At 60.4% G+C, this 16,266-nt stretch carries 17 protein-coding genes; 11 read left to right on the forward strand and 6 right to left on the reverse strand.

The window, feature by feature from the left end; translation table 11 throughout:
* Positions 1-12: 12 nt before the first annotated feature.
* The 4 genes from CJD35_RS19540 to ligK all read right to left on the reverse strand — a co-directional run bounded on the left by CJD35_RS19540 (position 13) and on the right by ligK (position 3,963).
* A complete protein-coding gene (locus CJD35_RS19540) occupies positions 13-1,230 on the reverse strand; it encodes an MFS transporter (protein WP_017184813.1) in 1,218 nt (405 codons plus the stop codon).
* Between the two features lie 144 nt (positions 1,231-1,374).
* Entirely contained in the window at positions 1,375-2,244 is an 870-nt protein-coding gene (locus tag CJD35_RS19545; RefSeq protein ID WP_026002709.1) for an amidohydrolase family protein, read from the reverse strand.
* On the reverse strand, positions 2,241-3,296 hold the full coding sequence (locus CJD35_RS19550; RefSeq protein WP_026002708.1) for a 4-oxalomesaconate tautomerase: 1,056 nt from the start codon (positions 3,294-3,296) through the stop codon (positions 2,241-2,243). Before CJD35_RS19550 ends, CJD35_RS19545 begins: the two co-directional genes overlap by 4 nt.
* Positions 3,289-3,963: a 4-carboxy-4-hydroxy-2-oxoadipate aldolase/oxaloacetate decarboxylase gene (gene ligK / locus CJD35_RS19555; protein WP_026002707.1), complete on the reverse strand. Its 675-nt coding sequence runs from the start codon at positions 3,961-3,963 to the stop codon at positions 3,289-3,291. The genes CJD35_RS19550 and ligK overlap by 8 nt, the downstream gene beginning before the upstream one ends.
* Positions 3,964-4,065: 102 nt before the next feature.
* On the opposite strand from ligK, the gene CJD35_RS19560 reads away from it, so the two are divergent.
* The 11 genes from CJD35_RS19560 to CJD35_RS19610 all read left to right on the forward strand — a co-directional run bounded on the left by CJD35_RS19560 (position 4,066) and on the right by CJD35_RS19610 (position 13,438).
* The gene (locus CJD35_RS19560) at positions 4,066-5,235 is read left to right on the forward strand and encodes a LysR substrate-binding domain-containing protein (RefSeq protein WP_017184809.1); all 1,170 of its coding nucleotides are present in this window, start codon (positions 4,066-4,068) and stop codon (positions 5,233-5,235) included.
* A gap of 64 nt (positions 5,236-5,299) precedes the next feature.
* On the forward strand, positions 5,300-6,184 hold the full coding sequence (locus CJD35_RS19565; protein ID WP_017184808.1) for an NAD(P)-dependent oxidoreductase: 885 nt from the start codon (positions 5,300-5,302) through the stop codon (positions 6,182-6,184).
* A complete protein-coding gene (locus CJD35_RS19570; RefSeq protein ID WP_017184807.1) occupies positions 6,181-7,203 on the forward strand; it encodes an amidohydrolase family protein in 1,023 nt (340 codons plus the stop codon). The genes CJD35_RS19565 and CJD35_RS19570 overlap by 4 nt, the downstream gene beginning before the upstream one ends.
* Entirely contained in the window at positions 7,200-7,424 is a 225-nt protein-coding gene (locus CJD35_RS19575) for a DUF2218 domain-containing protein (RefSeq protein WP_244917358.1), read from the forward strand. The genes CJD35_RS19570 and CJD35_RS19575 overlap by 4 nt, the downstream gene beginning before the upstream one ends.
* A gap of 67 nt (positions 7,425-7,491) precedes the next feature.
* Positions 7,492-7,905 carry a protocatechuate 4,5-dioxygenase subunit alpha gene (gene ligA / locus CJD35_RS19580; RefSeq protein ID WP_026002706.1) on the forward strand — a complete coding sequence of 138 codons (414 nt, stop codon included), beginning with the start codon at positions 7,492-7,494 and terminating at the stop codon, positions 7,903-7,905.
* Positions 7,905-8,768, forward strand: a complete 864-nt coding sequence (locus CJD35_RS19585; RefSeq protein WP_017184804.1) for a class III extradiol dioxygenase subunit beta — start codon at positions 7,905-7,907, stop codon at positions 8,766-8,768. Before ligA ends, CJD35_RS19585 begins: the two co-directional genes overlap by 1 nt.
* Positions 8,768-9,160 carry a hypothetical protein gene (locus tag CJD35_RS19590; RefSeq protein ID WP_017184803.1) on the forward strand — a complete coding sequence of 131 codons (393 nt, stop codon included), beginning with the start codon at positions 8,768-8,770 and terminating at the stop codon, positions 9,158-9,160. Before CJD35_RS19585 ends, CJD35_RS19590 begins: the two co-directional genes overlap by 1 nt.
* Before the next feature lie 13 nt (positions 9,161-9,173).
* Positions 9,174-10,115 (forward strand): Gfo/Idh/MocA family oxidoreductase, encoded by a 942-nt coding sequence (locus CJD35_RS19595; RefSeq protein ID WP_017184802.1) that lies wholly within the window; start codon positions 9,174-9,176, stop codon positions 10,113-10,115.
* Between the two features lie 35 nt (positions 10,116-10,150).
* Positions 10,151-11,167, forward strand: coding sequence for an aldo/keto reductase (locus CJD35_RS19600; RefSeq protein WP_026002705.1), 1,017 nt, complete (start codon positions 10,151-10,153; stop codon positions 11,165-11,167).
* A gap of 9 nt (positions 11,168-11,176) precedes the next feature.
* Entirely contained in the window at positions 11,177-11,812 is a 636-nt protein-coding gene (locus CJD35_RS19605) for a TetR/AcrR family transcriptional regulator (protein ID WP_081095131.1), read from the forward strand.
* 174 nt (positions 11,813-11,986) lie between these two features.
* Positions 11,987-13,438, forward strand: coding sequence for an NAD-dependent succinate-semialdehyde dehydrogenase (locus CJD35_RS19610; RefSeq protein WP_017184799.1), 1,452 nt, complete (start codon positions 11,987-11,989; stop codon positions 13,436-13,438).
* A 243-nt stretch (positions 13,439-13,681) separates the two neighbouring features.
* Here CJD35_RS19610 and istB read toward each other — a convergent pair whose 3' ends face one another.
* The gene (gene istB, locus CJD35_RS19615) at positions 13,682-14,527 is read right to left on the reverse strand and encodes an IS21-like element helper ATPase IstB (RefSeq protein ID WP_006949666.1); all 846 of its coding nucleotides are present in this window, start codon (positions 14,525-14,527) and stop codon (positions 13,682-13,684) included.
* Positions 14,524-16,047 (reverse strand): IS21 family transposase, encoded by a 1,524-nt coding sequence (istA, locus tag CJD35_RS19620; RefSeq protein ID WP_081628012.1) that lies wholly within the window; start codon positions 16,045-16,047, stop codon positions 14,524-14,526. Before istA ends, istB begins: the two co-directional genes overlap by 4 nt.
* Positions 16,048-16,266: the final 219 nt, after the last annotated feature.

The raw sequence follows: 16,266 nt of genomic DNA on the forward strand, positions 1-16,266 counted from the left end.
GTTCAGATGGCGTTAGTGGATATTTGCACCATCGTCGATCATGCCGCCCGTCGGCTGGATGGTAAGGAGTGTTATCAAAGCAAAGATGACGCAGGCCAGGCCGAGAAGGGCAAAGTACCACCAGATACCATTGGCCAGTAAAGAGAAGTAAATTGCGGGTACGAAGAACGCGGCGGCAGAGCCGCTCTGGACGACAACACCGTTAGCCAGGCCAACAATAGCGGTGTTCTTGAGAACGCGTGGAATCATGATCATGACCACCGCCACCATCGTACCAGGCGTGGCGAAACCCCAGACCATCAAGCTCACAATCGTTAAGGTTACGCTCGATTGAGGCAGGAAAAGAGAGATGCTCGCCATACAGGCTAAGACGGATATGGTTGCGGCAACGAGCTTGAACGAGTGACCGCGGGAGAGAAGAAAGCCGGTCAATATCCCTCCGCAGATACTGGCGATATTCGAGATCGCTACGGCAGCAGATCCCATGGATACGGAAACACCAAGAGTCTTGGCCATGTATTGAGGCATGACGATATTGACGCCAAAACCAGCGATGGTGAGTATCGCGAATGCGGCCGCCAACCGGAGTACGCCCGATTCTCCGATCACCGCCCGCAAGGCGTCGTCGTTGCCAGCGGTTCCGCGGGACGTCTGTCCAGGCACCGGGAGCAAGCCGACGGAAAGGGCAAGGCCGGCTGCCGCCGCACCATGAATGACGAATGGCAGACGCCAGTGTTCGGTTGCGGAGAATGGAGCGGCAAGGAGCAGACCGGCGCTTATGCCTGCGGCGAAATAGGTCGACCAGAGCGCCATGGCCCCGGTTTGCCGTTTTCCCGATGTAGTCATGATGAGGAGCGAAGGAGCGGCAGCGGTGATCGCTACAAAGCCGATACCTTCGATCAGACGTGCCGCTTCGATCAGGCCCAAGCTGTCGCTTATGTAGCAAATGGCGTTTGCGATCACGATGAGCACACATGCGCCAGCGAGCATGGGCCGAGCACCGTACCTATCGACTGCTGACCCGCCCAGGGTTGAGCCGAGTGTGGGAGCAATGAACAGGAGACCGATAATCCAGCCGATCTCCTGCGGAGAAGAGCCGAGCGCCTTGCCCATATCCGCTGCGATCGGCGCCATCTTGCCGGCGGACGCTATGGCAAGCAGACCGTAACAATAGACAAGAAAGATTGAGCCCCAGCCTGCGCTTTCGGCTTTCGATGTCGTGACGGTCATAAGGTATCCCCCTCTATGCCCGCCCTCCGTCTGCGTGAACTCAACTGCGGAACCGCCGCAGCCTGGTTCAGACTGGTTGGCGGCTATCGATCTCCATGCCAATGAAGCGCATGCCCCCGTTTCGACGGTGACAGCATCCATGCTTTAATCATGCCAGTAGAGTCTGGCCGGGTTGTCCACGAGCAGGCGATGTTGCAACTCAGGCGTCGGTGCGATGCGGGGGATCATATCGACCAGCGCGCCATCGTCCGAAATTGCATCTTGCATGTTCGGGTGCGGCCAGTCGGTGCCCCACAGGACGCGATCCGGATAGTCTTCGACAAGGGGGCGCACGGCCTGTGCGAAAGCATCCCATGGCGGGCCGCTGCCATCGAGGCGGTCGGGACAGGTCACCTTGGTCCAGATATCGTCGCGGCTGTCGAGGAGTGCCCGGAAGACACGCATATCCGGTCCATCCGGTCCTTGCGTGACATCGGGCCGCCCCATATGGTCGACGACGATCAGCGTAGGGATGGCGTCGAGGAACGAACGGAGTTCTTCCAGGATATCCGCCTCGAAATAGACGACGACATGCCAGCCGAGGCCCTGGATGCGACGGGCGACCTCAAGGAATTTGTCCTTGGGCGCATCGTCGACCAACCGTTTCAGGAAGTTGAACCGCACGCCGCGAATGCCGCCTTGGTGCAGGTTTTCAAGTTCGGCATCGCTGATGGCTGGATCGACAACCGCTACCCCGCGCGCGCGTCCATCGGATTTTGCGATTGCATCCAGCGTCGCACTGTTGTCCGTGCCGTGGCAACTGGCCTGCACGATGACGTTGCGGGAGAAACCGAGCCTGTCGCGCAACGCGAACAACATGTCCGGCCCGGCATCTTCGGGAAGATATTTGGCCTTCGCGCTGAAGGGGAACTGCGCCATCGGTCCGAAGACATGGCAGTGCGCATCGACCGCGCCGGCGGGTGGTACAAACCGCGGGCGTGAGGGATCGGCGTGCCAGCTTACGATACGACTCATGCGAAAATCTCTCCATCCATAAGCTTGCGCGCGGTACGCAAGATGGCGGCGCTGGTGACCTGGCCGTCTGCATCCGTCTCCATGACGCAGCTCATCTCGCCGGTAGGATGCTCCACCGACAGGGTCTTGCGGGCACCGCCTGGGATTGACGCGACCTGCGCGGCGGGCGATCCCTCGATCAAGCAGGCGGTGGCGACGCTGACCGCGCCGAGAACACCGATCGAGGCATGTGCGCGGTGGGGGATGAAGCTGCGTACCGTGACGGCGCCTCCGTCGCGCGGTGGTGCAACCAGCATCATCTTGGGTACGGATTTCTCGCGCACGTCGCCGAGGTTCATTCGTTCGCCGACGGCAAGGCGGATCGCCTCGATCCGTGCCTTGAGATCGCTGGCGCCGTCCAGCTCGTCACGACTCTCGTAGCCGGCCGCACCGACGTCTTCGGCCTTCATCACGACGCAGGGCATGCCGTTGTCGATCAACGTGACCGGCACGCCGTTCACGATGTCACAGGCATTTCCGGTAGGCAGCAGCGCGCCGCAGGATGAGCCTGCCGTTTCGCGGAACTCTAGCGGGATCGGAGCCGCCGTGCCCGGTACGCCGTCGATCCTTGCCGCCCCGTCATAGCGCACGCGCCCTGACGGTGTTTCGATTGTCGCCACGGCAATCTGGCCGGTGTTCATCATGTAGATGGTGACACGCGTCTCGCTGTCCTGTGCCGGCACCAATCCGCGTTCGATCGCGAACGGACCGACGCCGGCCAGGATATTGCCGCAATTTTGTGCATCGGTAACGATAGGCTTGTCGACGAATACCTGAAGAAACAGATAGTCGACATCGATGCCGGGACGCTCGGATTTCGAGATCACGGCCACCTTGCTTGTCAAGGGATCCGACCCGCCCATCCCGTCGATCTGGCGGGGATCGGGCGATCCCATCGCGCGGAGCAGGAAGGCGTCGCGTGCCGCGATATCGGCAGGGAGGTCATCTTTGAGGAAATAGCCCCCTTTGGATGTGCCGCCACGCATCCACATGACGCGGGTGGGGTCAGACATATTTCAGGCCCATTTCGGCGAGGCGGCCACGCATATCGTAAATGTCGAGGCCGAGTTCCCCGGCAGCGAGCCGTTGACGCTTCGTTTCCTCATTGGCTTCGCGTGCCTGGGCCTTTGCCAACACGTCGGCGGCGCGTTCGCGCTCGACCACACAGACCCCATCGTCATCTGCAATGATCACGTCACCGGGACGGATCACGGCGTCTGCGCAAACGACGGGGACATTGACCGATCCCAGCGTCGCCTTCACCGTACCCTGTGCGAAGATGGCCTTCGACCAGACAGGAAAGCCCATGGCCGTCAGATCGCGCACGTCACGTACCCCCGCATCGATTACCAGCCCCCGGCAACCCCGTGCCATCGCCGAGGTGGCGAGAAGGTCTCCGAAATAGCCGTCTTCGCAAGGCGAGGTGGGGGCGAGCACGAGAATGTCGCCGGGCTGCAGCTGCTCGATGGCGACATGCACCATCCAGTTGTCCCCGGGAGGCGCGGAGATGGTGACCGCCGAGCCCGCGATACGGGCGCCTGCATAGATCGGGCGCATGCGGGAGGCGAGCAGCCCTGTGCGGCCTTGCGCTTCATGGACCGTCGCAACGCCGCAAGAGGCGAGGGCGTCGATTACCGGCGCTTCCGCTCGCTCGATAGATTGGACGACTAAACCCGACACAACGCTCTCCTTGGCAACGATAACTGGGAGAATGCGCGCCGTTCCGTCCTTGCAGCAAATCCGTTCTTTGCCCGATGAATAAGAATTTGCTAATCGTGCAGCATGGAACGGCTGGACGTGAATCTGCGGCATCTGCGCGCCTTTCTGGCGATCATGGAAAGTGGAAGCGTGACGGCAGCCGCGCGTGAGGTTCACCTTACCCAGCCTGCAGTGACGCAGGGAATCGCCAAGCTGGAGTTGCGGTTCGGGGTGCCGCTTTTCGAACGGCAGCCGCGCCGCATGATCCCCACGGATGAGGCACGAATCCTGGCGCCGCGCGCTACCGCGATCATTCGGCTTCTGGGGCAAACGCGCGCGACGGCGGCGCAGGTTTCCGCTTTTCTCGGCTTATCGCGAGCGGGAAGTTATGCAAATGCTGCGACGGCCATGGGTCTGAGCGAAGCATCGCTGCATCGGGCGGTGAGCGACCTTTCGCTCGCTTTGGGACAGGATCTTGTGAGGCGGCGCGGCAAGGGTGTTGTCCTGACGGCGCGCGGCTTGGCGATGGCGCGCAATTTCCGGCTCGCGCTTGCCGAGCTTCGATCGGCGGATATTGAGCTGGCCGCATTGCGAGGCCACGAAAGAGGGCGCATCACGATCGGAGCGATGCCGCTTTCGCGTGCGCGCCTGTTACCGAGCGCCGTCGCAGCGTTTCATCGCGCGAAGCCGGATATCGATATCGTCATCATGGAGGGCTCCTATGCCGAGCTGACGGGGCCGCTGCGTGACGGCGATATCGATATGATGGTCGGTGCGGCGAGGACAAATATATCGGCAGATATGGCACAGAGAGAACTTTTCGACGATCCGCTCATCATTCTTGCCGGCGCGCACCACCCGCTGGCGCAGGCCCGCCGGCCCCCGACGATTGCGGCGCTCGCGCGGTATCCATGGATCGTGGCCGCGGCTGGTACGCCGTTAAGGGCGCATTGGCAGTCGATGTTCGAGGAGGTCGGCGTTACGCCACCACGCGTGCCGATGGAATGCGGCTCAGTCATGATCGTCCGGCAAATTCTTGTCGAAAGCGATTTCCTCACTCTGCTGTCGCCCGATCAGGTCAGTGTGGAACTGGAGGCGGGGTGGCTCGTGAGAATTGCAGGCCCGGTGCGTCCGATGTCGCGCACCATCGGTTTGACCGTCCGATCGGATTGGCGGCCTACGCCGGCACAGGCTGCTCTGATCGAGGTTATCGAGGAACAGGCCGCAGTGCTGCGCGACGAACACACTTCGTAATTTCTAATGCATTAGGTGCCAATCCGATTGGCGGTGCGTGGACGGTTGCCGCTAATCTCGGCAAATGGATCAGATTGCTGTCGCTTTGATTGGTTTCGGAGAAGCGGGCCGCAGCTTTGCGGAAGCAGGGTCCTGGTCGACTTCGGCGCGTGTCTTCGACGTTTTGACCGATGATCCGGCCAGCGCCGACCGCAAGCGTCGTGAGTATCTGGCAGCTGGCGTTGCGGGAAGCGACACGCTTGCCGATGCGGTGAGCCGCTCGCCGCTGGTGCTTTCGCTGGTGACGGCAGATCAAGCCGTCGTGGCCGCGCGCGCCGCCGCCTCGCTGGTCGCTCCTGCTGCGATGTTCTGTGACATGAACAGCGTGGCGCCTGAAACCAAGCGCATCGCCGCACAAACGATTGAAGCTGCCGGCGGGTGGTATGTGGACGTGGCGGTCATGGCGCCGGTCAATCCCGCCAAGCTCTCCGTACCGCTGTTGCTGAGCGGCGTCAGAGGGAGCGACGCGGCGGCGGCACTGGAGCGGTTGGGTTTCACGAATATCCGGGTAGTGGGCGACAAGGTCGGTCAGGCCTCGGCGATCAAGATGATCCGTTCGGTGATGGTGAAAGGTATCGAAGCCCTCACCGCAGAATGCGTGCTCGCGGCGGAAAGGGCAGGGGTCACGGCTGAAGTGCTCGGCTCGCTCGGCCCCGAATGGGATGCCAAGGCGGACTATAATCTCGACCGGATGATGGTTCATGGCCTGCGCCGCGCCGCCGAGATGGAAGAAGTTGCGCTCACGCTCGAAGGGTTGGGGGCAGCAAGCGGGATGACTCGCGAGGCTGTCGCGCTGCATCGCCGTCTGGGTCGATTGGGGGTCACACCTCCGCCGGAAGGGCTTTCCGCGAAAATCGAGAAAATCACCGATCTGGAATCCAAACTAGTGGGGAGGGTTGACGCCGCATGAGTCTGATTATCGACTGCCATGGTCATTATACCGTGCTGCCCAAGGGGCACGATGCCTGGCGAGAGGAGCAGAAGGCGGCTTTCAAAGCGGGCGTGCCTGCGCCGGCCTATCCGGAGATTTCCGACGATGAAATCCGTGACACCATCGAATCCAACCAGCTTCGCCTGATCAAAGAGCGTGGCGCCGACCTCACGATCTTCTCTCCCCGGGCGTCTGCGATGGCCCCGCATGTCGGTGATGCCGGTGTCGCGAAGGAATGGGCGATCCGCTGCAACGACCTGATCTCGCGCGTGGTCGGCCTTTATCCGGAAACTTTCGTTGGCGTGTGCATGCTGCCGCAATCGCCCGCAGCCGACATGGTGAACAGCATCGCGGAACTGGAACGCTGCGTCGATATGGGATTTATCGGGTGCAATCTGAACCCCGACCCGGGCGGCGGCCATTTCCAGCATCCGCCGCTGACAGACCGTTACTGGTATCCCTTTTACGAGAAGATGGTGGAGCTGGACGTTCCGGCGATGATCCACGTGTCGGGCAGCTGCAATCCCGCGATGCATGCCACGGGCGGATACTACATCGCGGCCGACACGATCGCCTTCATGCAGTTGCTCGAGGGAGATCTGTTCAAGGATTTCCCCACCTTGCGCTTCATCATCCCGCATGGCGGCGGTGCCGTCCCCTATCATTGGGGGCGTTACCGGGGCCTGGCCGACATGCTGAAGAAGCCGGCCCTCGATGCGCATCTGATGAACAACATCTTCTTCGACACCTGCGTCTATCACCAGCCAGGCGTCGACCTGTTGGCCGATGTGATCGACAACAAGAATATCCTGTTCGGTTCGGAAATGGTCGGTGCGGTGCGCGGCATCGATCCTACCACCGGCCATTATTTCGACGATACCAAGCGTTATGTGGACGCGCTCGTGATCAGCGACGCGGAGCGTCATGCGATCTTCGAAGGGAACGCCCGCCGGGTTTTTCCGCGGCTCGATTCCCGATTGAAGGAGAGAGGGCTGTGAGCTTCGTTTCGAAAGCCTTCGTTTCGACTGCTTCCGGTGACAAATATGTCCAGCAGCTCATCAAGCATTGGAGCCACCGGTTCGAGACGTCCTATGCCGATGGAGAAGGCCTAGTCCCCTTTTCTGACGTGGCTTCAGCGAGCTTTACCAGCGATCCGGAGGGTATCCGTATCGTCCTGCGCACATCAGGCGCGGAAGAGGCTGAAACCCTGCGGGGGTAATCGAGAGCCATCTCGACAGGTTCGCCTTTCGGGAAGCCCCTTTGTCTTATACCTGGGAGGATGGGCGGTGACTGGTCGAACAAGGGATATTCACGCCTATTTGGCCGAGTTCGACGATATCCCCGGCACGCGGGTCTATACGGCAAAACGTGCCCGGCAGGGCTATTGGATGAACCAGTTCGCGATGAGCCTGATGAAAGCCGAAAACCGTGAGCGCTGGAAAGCCGATGAGCGTGCCTATATCGATGAATGGCCGATGACCGAGGATCAGAAGCAGGCCGTTCTGGATCGGGACTATAATCGCTGCCTCGATCTCGGCGGCAATATCTATTTTCTGGCCAAGGTCTTCTCGACGGATGGGCTCAGCTTCCTACAGGCCGTCGGCACGATGACCGGCATGAGCCCCCAGGACTATCAGGCGATGATGATTGCCGGCGGCCGCTCGCCTGAAGGCGTCCGCTCGATTCGGGAGAAAAGGTGATGGCCCGCATTTCCGCCGGCGTCGCGACAAGCCATATTCCCGCGATCGGCGCCACGATCGACAACGGCAAGACGGGCGAGCCTTATTGGGCGCCGGTATTTGCCGGCTATGACTGGTCGAAGCAATGGATCGCCGAAGAAAAGCCCGACGTAGTCATCATTGTCTACAATGACCATGCGTCGGCTTTCGACATGCGGATAATCCCCACTTTCGCGATCGGCTGCGCCGATCGCTACGGTATTTGTGATGAAGGCTGGGGACCGCGGCCGGTGCCGGAGGTGATCGGGCATGCAGACCTTGCTTGGCACATTGCGCAAAGCCTGATCCTGGACGAGTTCGACATGACCATCATCAACGAGATGGACGTCGACCACGGCTTGACCGTTCCGCTCAGTCTCATGTTCGGTCAGCCCGAGGCCTGGCCGGTAAAGGTCATTCCGATTGCCGTGAATGTGGTCACATATCCGCCGCCATCGGGCAACCGGTGCTGGCAATTGGGCGAGGCGATCGCGCGGGCAGTGGCGAGCTTCCCCGAAGATCTCAACGTGCAGGTCTGGGGTACGGGTGGTATGAGCCACCAGTTGCAGGGGCCTCGAGCGGGCCTGATCAATGCGGAATGGGACAACCGCTTCCTCGATTTGATGAGCACAAATGACGGGGAGACGCTTCGTACCATTCCCCATATCGAATATCTGCGCGAGACGGGCTCCGAAGGCATCGAAATGGTGATGTGGCTCATCATGCGCGGGGCGCTGGGCCGCATGGTCAAGCCATTGCATCGGCACTATCACGTCCCGGCGTCCAATACCGCGGTCGGACATCTCATATTGAGGCCGGCTGAGAGTTCGTCATCGGAGGTCTAGTGGACTTCGAAGACCTCAAGGCCAGAGTGATCGAACTGCGTGAGACGCAACAATCGATCGCCTCGGTTGTCCAGGACCAACCGCCTGACTGGCGGAAGGAAGTGGTTCGTTTGAGGCTCGAATTGTCGCGCAAGCTGGGCTTTGTCAGCAATTCTACGAATGACTGGCAAGCGCACGCGAGTGCTTCGGCTGCCTGGTCGCGGTTTCGCAAAAACCTGTCGGTCTTGCGCGCCGCGCTGGCTGAGCATCAAGCTCGCTGGCCGGCGGTGGCGCTAGACGAGAGAGCGACTGATTTTCAGGCGTCTACTCGACGCATACGCAAGGCCTTTGATGACCTCGAGCAGGGGCTCGCTGAACTGCAACTGGCTGCTTCGCGAAGCAACCCAACATAAGGAAATGTCACATATGCGGATTGCACTGGCTGGTGCGGGCGCCTTTGGCGAGAAGCACCTGGATGGCCTCAAGAACATCGATGGCGTGACCGTCACTTCGCTGGTCGGCCGCGAGCTGGAGCCGACCCGGGCGATAGCCGAGAAATACGGTGTCGGCCACGTCACTACAGAACTCGATGAAACGCTTGCCCGCGACGACGTCGATGCGGTCATTCTATGCACGCCTACGCAGATGCACGCTAAGCAAGCTATTGCCTGCATGGAGGCAGGCAAGCATGTCGAGGTAGAGATTCCGCTGGCGGACAGCTGGGCAGACGCGCAAGCGGTCCTGGCCAAGCAGAAGGAAACGGGTCTGGTCTGCATGGTGGGCCACACCCGTCGGTTCAATCCGTCGCACCAATATGTGCACAACAAGATCCGGGCCGGAGAACTGAACGTCCAGCAGATGGACGTCCAGACCTATTTTTTTCGCCGCAAGAACATCAACGCGAAGGGTGAGCCGCGTAGCTGGACGGACCATCTGCTGTGGCATCATGCCGCGCATACGGTGGACCTTTTCGCCTATCAGGCCGGAAAGATCGTCGAGGCACATGCGCTGCAGGGGCCAATCCATGCGGAACTTGGGATCGCGATGGATATGTCGATCCAATTGAAGAGCGAAACCGGCGCTATCTGCACCCTTTCGCTGTCGTTCAATAATGACGGACCGCTCGGCACTTATTTCCGGTATATCTGCGATAACGGCACCTACATCGCGCGCTACGACGACCTGGTGAACGGCAAGGAGGAGCCGATCGACGTTTCCCAGGTGGATGTGTCGATGAACGGCATCGAGTTACAGGATCGTGAGTTCGTCGCGGCCATCCGCGAGGGTCGCGAGCCCAATTCCTCAGTCGCCGGCGTATTCGATTGCTATCGCGTGCTTGGCGAACTGGAAGCGCAGCTTGTCCGCTGATCCCTTCGCGCTACCACAGGCAGGAAGAGCATAGTATGACCGCGACCCTTCCAAAGCGCGCTTTAGGCCCGTTTTCCGTGTCAGCAATTGGTCTTGGCTGCATGAACCTTTCGCATGGGTATCAGCCGCGTCCCGAGGCTGAAGCAGCTGAACGGCTACTGTTACATGCGTTGGATAGAGGCGTCACGTTCTTCGATACGGCTGCTCTCTACGGGTTCGGAGCAAATGAGACGCTGATCGGGCGTGCCTTGGGACATCGCCGCAAGGATTTCGTCCTTGCCAGCAAATGCGCGCTTGGCGAGATCAATGGAAAACGCGGTCTCGACGGTTCGGCGGCGGCGATCACGCAGACATTGGATGAAGCATTGATACGATTGAGGACCGATGTCATCGACCTCTACTATCTTCACCGCCTCGATCCGAAGGTACCGATGGAAGAGTCGGTCGGCGCCCTGTCGCGGGCAGTGGAGGCAGGAAAAATTCGCACGATCGGTTTGTCGGAAGTATCGGCAGAAACGATCCGCGCGGTACATGCGATCCATCCGGTGACAGCTGTCCAGACCGAATATTCGCCCTGGACGCGCAATGTGGAACTTGCCGTACTCGATTGCTGCGAGGAGCTCGGGATTGGCTTTATCGCCTTCTCGCCTCTGGCTCGCGGCTTGTTGGCGGGAAGTGTGGGTACGGCAGGTTTCCAGCAAGGCGACCTGAGAGCCGCGATGCCGCGGTTCCAGGAACCTCATTTGACGCGGAACCTCGGGCTTTATGATCAGATGGCTGGGTTGGCCCGGGCTGCAGATTGCACTCCGGCGCAGCTCTGCCTCGCCTGGCTGCTTTCAAAGCGCGACTTCGTCGTTCCGATCCCCGGGACCACGAACATTGATCATCTCGATGAAATTCTGGATACCCTGTCGTTGACCATCTCCGAGGTCGTGTTTGACCAAGTGGACGCCCTTTTCGCTTTTGGCGCCGTTTCGGGACCTCGTTATTCAAAGGAAGCCCAATCGCAAATTGGTACCGAGATTTGGGAGGGTGAGCCGCTTGCCAGCTAGACTGTTCAGGTGAAACGGGTCGTTCGGGACCGGCGACGCAGGGTCGCGGCCGCAGTTCGCCGGCCGGCCGGTGCCCCGCCCGGTCCGAGGAAGGCTCAGCTTCGGCGCGTCGAAATTCTGGAAGCGGCGAGGCGATTGTTTGTTGAGCGAGGCTATGACGCGACGACGATGGATGACGTTTGCGTTGAAACTGGCCTCGCTAAGGGCACACTTTACCATTATTTTTCAAGTAAGACCGAATTGCGTGCGGCACTTCGGGACAACTTCTGCAACATGATATTGAACCGTGTCAAAAGCAGGATCAGTCTTTGCGAATCCGACGATTTTTTCACGCGGATCGATCTTCTGGTCGAGACGGCGGTGGAAAGTTATCTGGACACGCCCGAGTTGCGGGATGTGATCTTCTTCAGTGGGGATACGCCGCTCAGATCCGTGGCCGTGAACGACGGGCTTGTGGGCTATATCAGCGATCTGCTTTCACAAGGAACGCTGGAGGGCGCATGGTGTGTGGATGATCCCCACGCGCTATCAACGCTGATCTATTATAGCATCCATGCGATCGCAGACGATGCCTTGATGAGCGGTGCGCGACGCCCTCGAAGCGCGGTGCGTGTCTCGAAACTGGTCGCTATCACGCCGGACTAACGCTTCTCATCTGGTTTCGCGCAATCAAGATTCCGCGAGTATCGTCGGGCGTTTACATGCATCAGCTATCAGAATGGATGGCTTCTCATCAAATGAGAGTGTCCATACCGCGAAGGCATCCATCGGCCGGATTTGTTAGGGAATGCCAAACTGGATTTCAGGGAAATAGCAAACGTGAATCTTAGCCTTGCGGAGCCAAAACTGCTCCGGGCGCAAGCTTTTGTCGATGGCGCATGGATCGACGGCGAAGCGCGAATCGACGTCTTGAATCCGGCAGACAGCTCCTTGGTCGGCTCGGTCCCGGATCTCGGGTATCGCGAGGCCGAAGGTGCCGTCGACGCGGCCTATCGTGCCTTGACCGATTGGCGAAAAGCTACAGGCAAGCAGCGGGCCGCGATTTTGCGGCGCTGGTATGATCTGGTGCTCGTCCATACGGATGATCTGGCGCGCCTTCTGACGGCCGAGCAAGGCAAACCGTTGCACGAGGCCAAGGCCGAGGTGGTGTATGCGGCATCGTTCATCGAATGGTTCGCGGAGGAGGCGAAGCGTGTGAACGGAGATGTCTTAGCACCTCATGCGGCCGACCACCGTCTCCTGGTGCGACGCGAACCCGTGGGTGTGGTAGGCGCTGTAACACCCTGGAATTTTCCGCTCGCCATGATCACCCGAAAGGCAGCGCCAGCTCTGGCTGCCGGCTGTACCATGGTGCTGAAGCCGTCGGAATTGACGCCGCTTTCAGCGCTCGCTTTGGCGTGGCTGGCCGACCAGGCCGGAGTGCCGGCGGGAGTTTTCAATATCGTGACCGGTCAGCCCGCGCCGATCGGCGATGTGCTGACGGCTGACAAGCGCGTTCGCAAGTTCACCTTCACTGGTTCGACAGGCGTTGGCAAGATGCTCGCCGCCCGTTGTATGAGCACCGTGAAGAAGGTTTCCCTCGAATTGGGTGGAAACGCGCCGTTCATTGTCTTTGATGATGCGAAACTCGACGATGCGGTTGAAGGCGCAATAGCATCAAAGTTCCGGAATTCAGGTCAGACCTGCGTCTGCACAAATCGCATTCTGGTCCAATCCGGCGTTTATGAAGCCTTTTCCCGGCAGCTGGCGGCACGTGTTCGCGCGCTTGCCGTCGGGCCGGGTCTTTCGACCGGCGCGGATCAGGGGCCATTGATCGATGAACGTGCCGTTGCAAAGGTCGAAAGCCATATCGAAGACGGCGTCAAACATGGTGCCAGGATATTGACCGGAGGGCGACGAGTGCCCGGGGCAGGCCATTTCTTCGAGCCGACCGTTCTCGTAGATGTTTCGCCGGATGCTCTCCTATGTCGGGAGGAAACCTTTGGCCCCCTTGCCGGCCTCGTCCGTTTCCAGACAGAGGATGAGGCGATCAATTTGGCGAATGCCACGGACAGCGGCTTGGCGGCTTATGTATACACGCAATCCCTTGAGCGCAGTTGGAAGGTGAGTGAGGCTCTTGAATATGGGATGGTTGGGCTCAACACCGGCCTGATTTCGACGGAGGTCGCGCCTTTCGGTGGGGTGAAGGAATCCGGTCTCGGGCGGGAAGGATCACGATATGGGATCGATGAGTATCTCAATTTGAAATTCGTCTGTCATCAGATCGGTTAGGACGCATCCGATTCCAAGCGTTTCTTTAGAACTGGATTGTCAAAGAGAAACGGCAAAAAACGAACGCGCTGGCTGTTGATGACAGGCCGTTACTACGGTAGCTGAATCGACCGCGCGATTAAGCTCGTGCGACAGTCGAACAACGTAGTGTGTAGCGCGACATCGTCGGTGACTGGTCAGCGACATTGATGGTGATGTGTCAGCGGTGACGTTGGGGATAGTGTCACACGAGGTTGGCCTGGATCAAGAGGCGTTGTCGCGCAGCGATGTCGCTGGCATGGTTTCGATGTCGCTGGGCGATGTCGCTGGATCAGGAGCACTGTCGCGGAGCGATGTCGCTGAGGCCAGGGCGGATCGCCTGCGATAGCTCTCGACGTTCATTTCCAGGATAGTGGCGTGGTGAACGAGCCTGTCGATGGCAGCGACAGTCATTGCCTTATCCAAAAAAATGGAATCCCAACCGCTGAATGGTTGGTTGGCGGTGATCATGATGGAGCGCCTTTCGTATCTGGCAGAGATGAGTTCGAACAGGACGCTGGTCTCTGCCTGGTCCTTGCGGACGTAGGACAGGTCATCGAGGATGAGCAGGTCGAAGCGGTCGAGCCTGGCGATCTCCTGGGTCAAGGTCAGGGACTGACGTGCGGCCTGCAAACGCTGGACGAGATCGGTGGTTCGGGTGAAGAAGACCCGGTATCCGCGCGCGACGAGCTCGTTGCCGATGGCGGCTGCGGCGTGGCTCTTGCCGGCACCGGGCGGACCAAATGCCAGAAGATTGTGGCCCGCCTTGAGCCAGGCATCTCCTTGGGTCAGAGCCATGACCTGGGCCTTGCTCAAGGTGGGAACGAGGCTGAAGTCGAAGGCATCCAGGGTCTTGCCGGGAGGCAGCCGTGCTTCTGTAAGATGGCGCTGGATCCGGCGTTGTTCGCGTTCGGCGAGTTCCAGTTCGGCCAAGGCTGCCAGCAGGCGCGAAGCCGGCCACCCCTCCTTGTCCGCTCGTGAACAGAAGTCCGGCCAGAGACGGGCAATGGTGGGCAGACGCAGCGTGCCAAGCAACATGGGCAGCTGGGCGGTGTCGACAGTGATGCTCATGCGGCCATCTCCCTGGCGGTGAGCAGATCGTCGTATGTGTCAGGCTGGGGAATATCGACGACCACATCGGCCGGCTCTTTGCCGGGGCGTTGGAAGCGCTCCTGCAGATCCCTCAGATCGGGTAAACCCTGGCCATCGAGTATGCCGGTCAGGGTCGCGGCGAGCTCAGCCTCGCAGGCCTGGTCATGCGCAAGCCACAGCAGCCCCACCATGCTGCGGCATGCGGCGGCTTTGGGAAGCGCACCCTCCAGAGCATCCCAGCAGCGGCGATATTCGCTGCGAGGGAAGAGCTTGTCGCGATAGACAAGGTTTGCCAGCGCGTGGGGCTTGGTACGCAGGCTGTGGATCACGTGCCGATAATTGACTACGTGGTCATGACCGCCCCGTCCGCGATCGGGCGCCCTCCCGCGTGGCAGGGTCTCGATGGGCTGCCCGGCCAGATAAAGGTCGATCCGGTCATCGAAGATCCTGGCTCGCAGGCTATGGCCGATGAGCCGGGAAGGCACGGTGTAGAAGACCTTGCGCAGCACGAAGCCGCCCGATGAGGTGACGAGCACCGTAGCTTCATCATAATCGCAGCTGCGGCGTGAAGGTAACGGGCGCAGGTGCTCAGCTTCGATGCGCAAGGCATCGCGCCGCCGGGCATTGTGGCGGCCCACGATCTGGGCGAGGAACGTGCGCCAGTCCTCGATGGAGGCGAAGTCACGTGTCCCGCGCAACTGGAGTGCCTGATCGAGCCGATCCTTAAGGTGACCATGACGGCTTTCTATGGACCCATTCTCATGGGCGACCCCGCGATTGTTGCGGGTGGGCTCCATCTGGTAATCGGCGCACAGGGCGGCATAGCGGGTCCGCAGATCTTCCTGGGCATCTTGCTCCAGGTTGGCGAACGCCGCGGAGAGGCTATCGGTGCGATGCTCGTGCGGCACGCCGCCAAGCTGCCACAGCGCATTCTGAAGGCCGCAGGCCAGCGCCGTGAAGCTTTCTCCTCCCAGCACGACCTCGGCATGCTCCCACCCGGAATAGACCAGCGCGAAGTGATAGATCAGGTGCGGGCTCGGATTGCCGGAGATGGTGACCTTCAGATCGCGGGCGTCAAAGAAATCCGACATGCCCTGTCGGCCTGGCGGATGGTCCTGCCGGAAGATGACCTCACGCTCTGGTCCATACTCGGCCTTCCATAGCCGTATCCGGCGTTCCAGGGTCCTGCGGGCTGGTGTTAGATCGAGACCGGGGTGGCGTTGCTCCAGCTCCCCAAGAATAGAGATGGGCTTCAGGCCCGGCGTGCTCTCGAGCAAAGGCACGATTTCTTTATCCCACAGTTCGGCGAGCGGATCTGGCCTGCCGCCGCCATGACGTCGCTCCCGGCGACGCTCCGATGGCGACCGGGGATCTTTCTCTGTCCGGTAGCCCGTGCTGGTGGAAAAGCCCGCCATGGCGGCGGCCGCTTTTTGCGGGTGTTTTTGACGAAGGGACATGTAGTACCTCTGCTGTTGGTCGGTGATGGGACGGCCAGGCATCCGATCCTCTTCTTGGCGTTGAAGATCGGACCATCCTGACCGCTGTCGCCGCCAACGGCACGGGGAAACCCGCGCCCGTGTGGGGGGAAGCTACGTCCGGGCTACGCCCGGCCTCCGCTTCCCCCCACACGTCATCTACGATGTCGCTGACCCTTCAACTGCGATGTCGCTGTGCAGTAGTGCGTACGAGCTTATCATGGCGAAGAAGACCGACATTAT

It is taken from the genome of Sphingobium xenophagum, assembly GCF_002288285.1.
GTDB lineage: Bacteria > Pseudomonadota > Alphaproteobacteria > Sphingomonadales > Sphingomonadaceae > Sphingobium > Sphingobium xenophagum.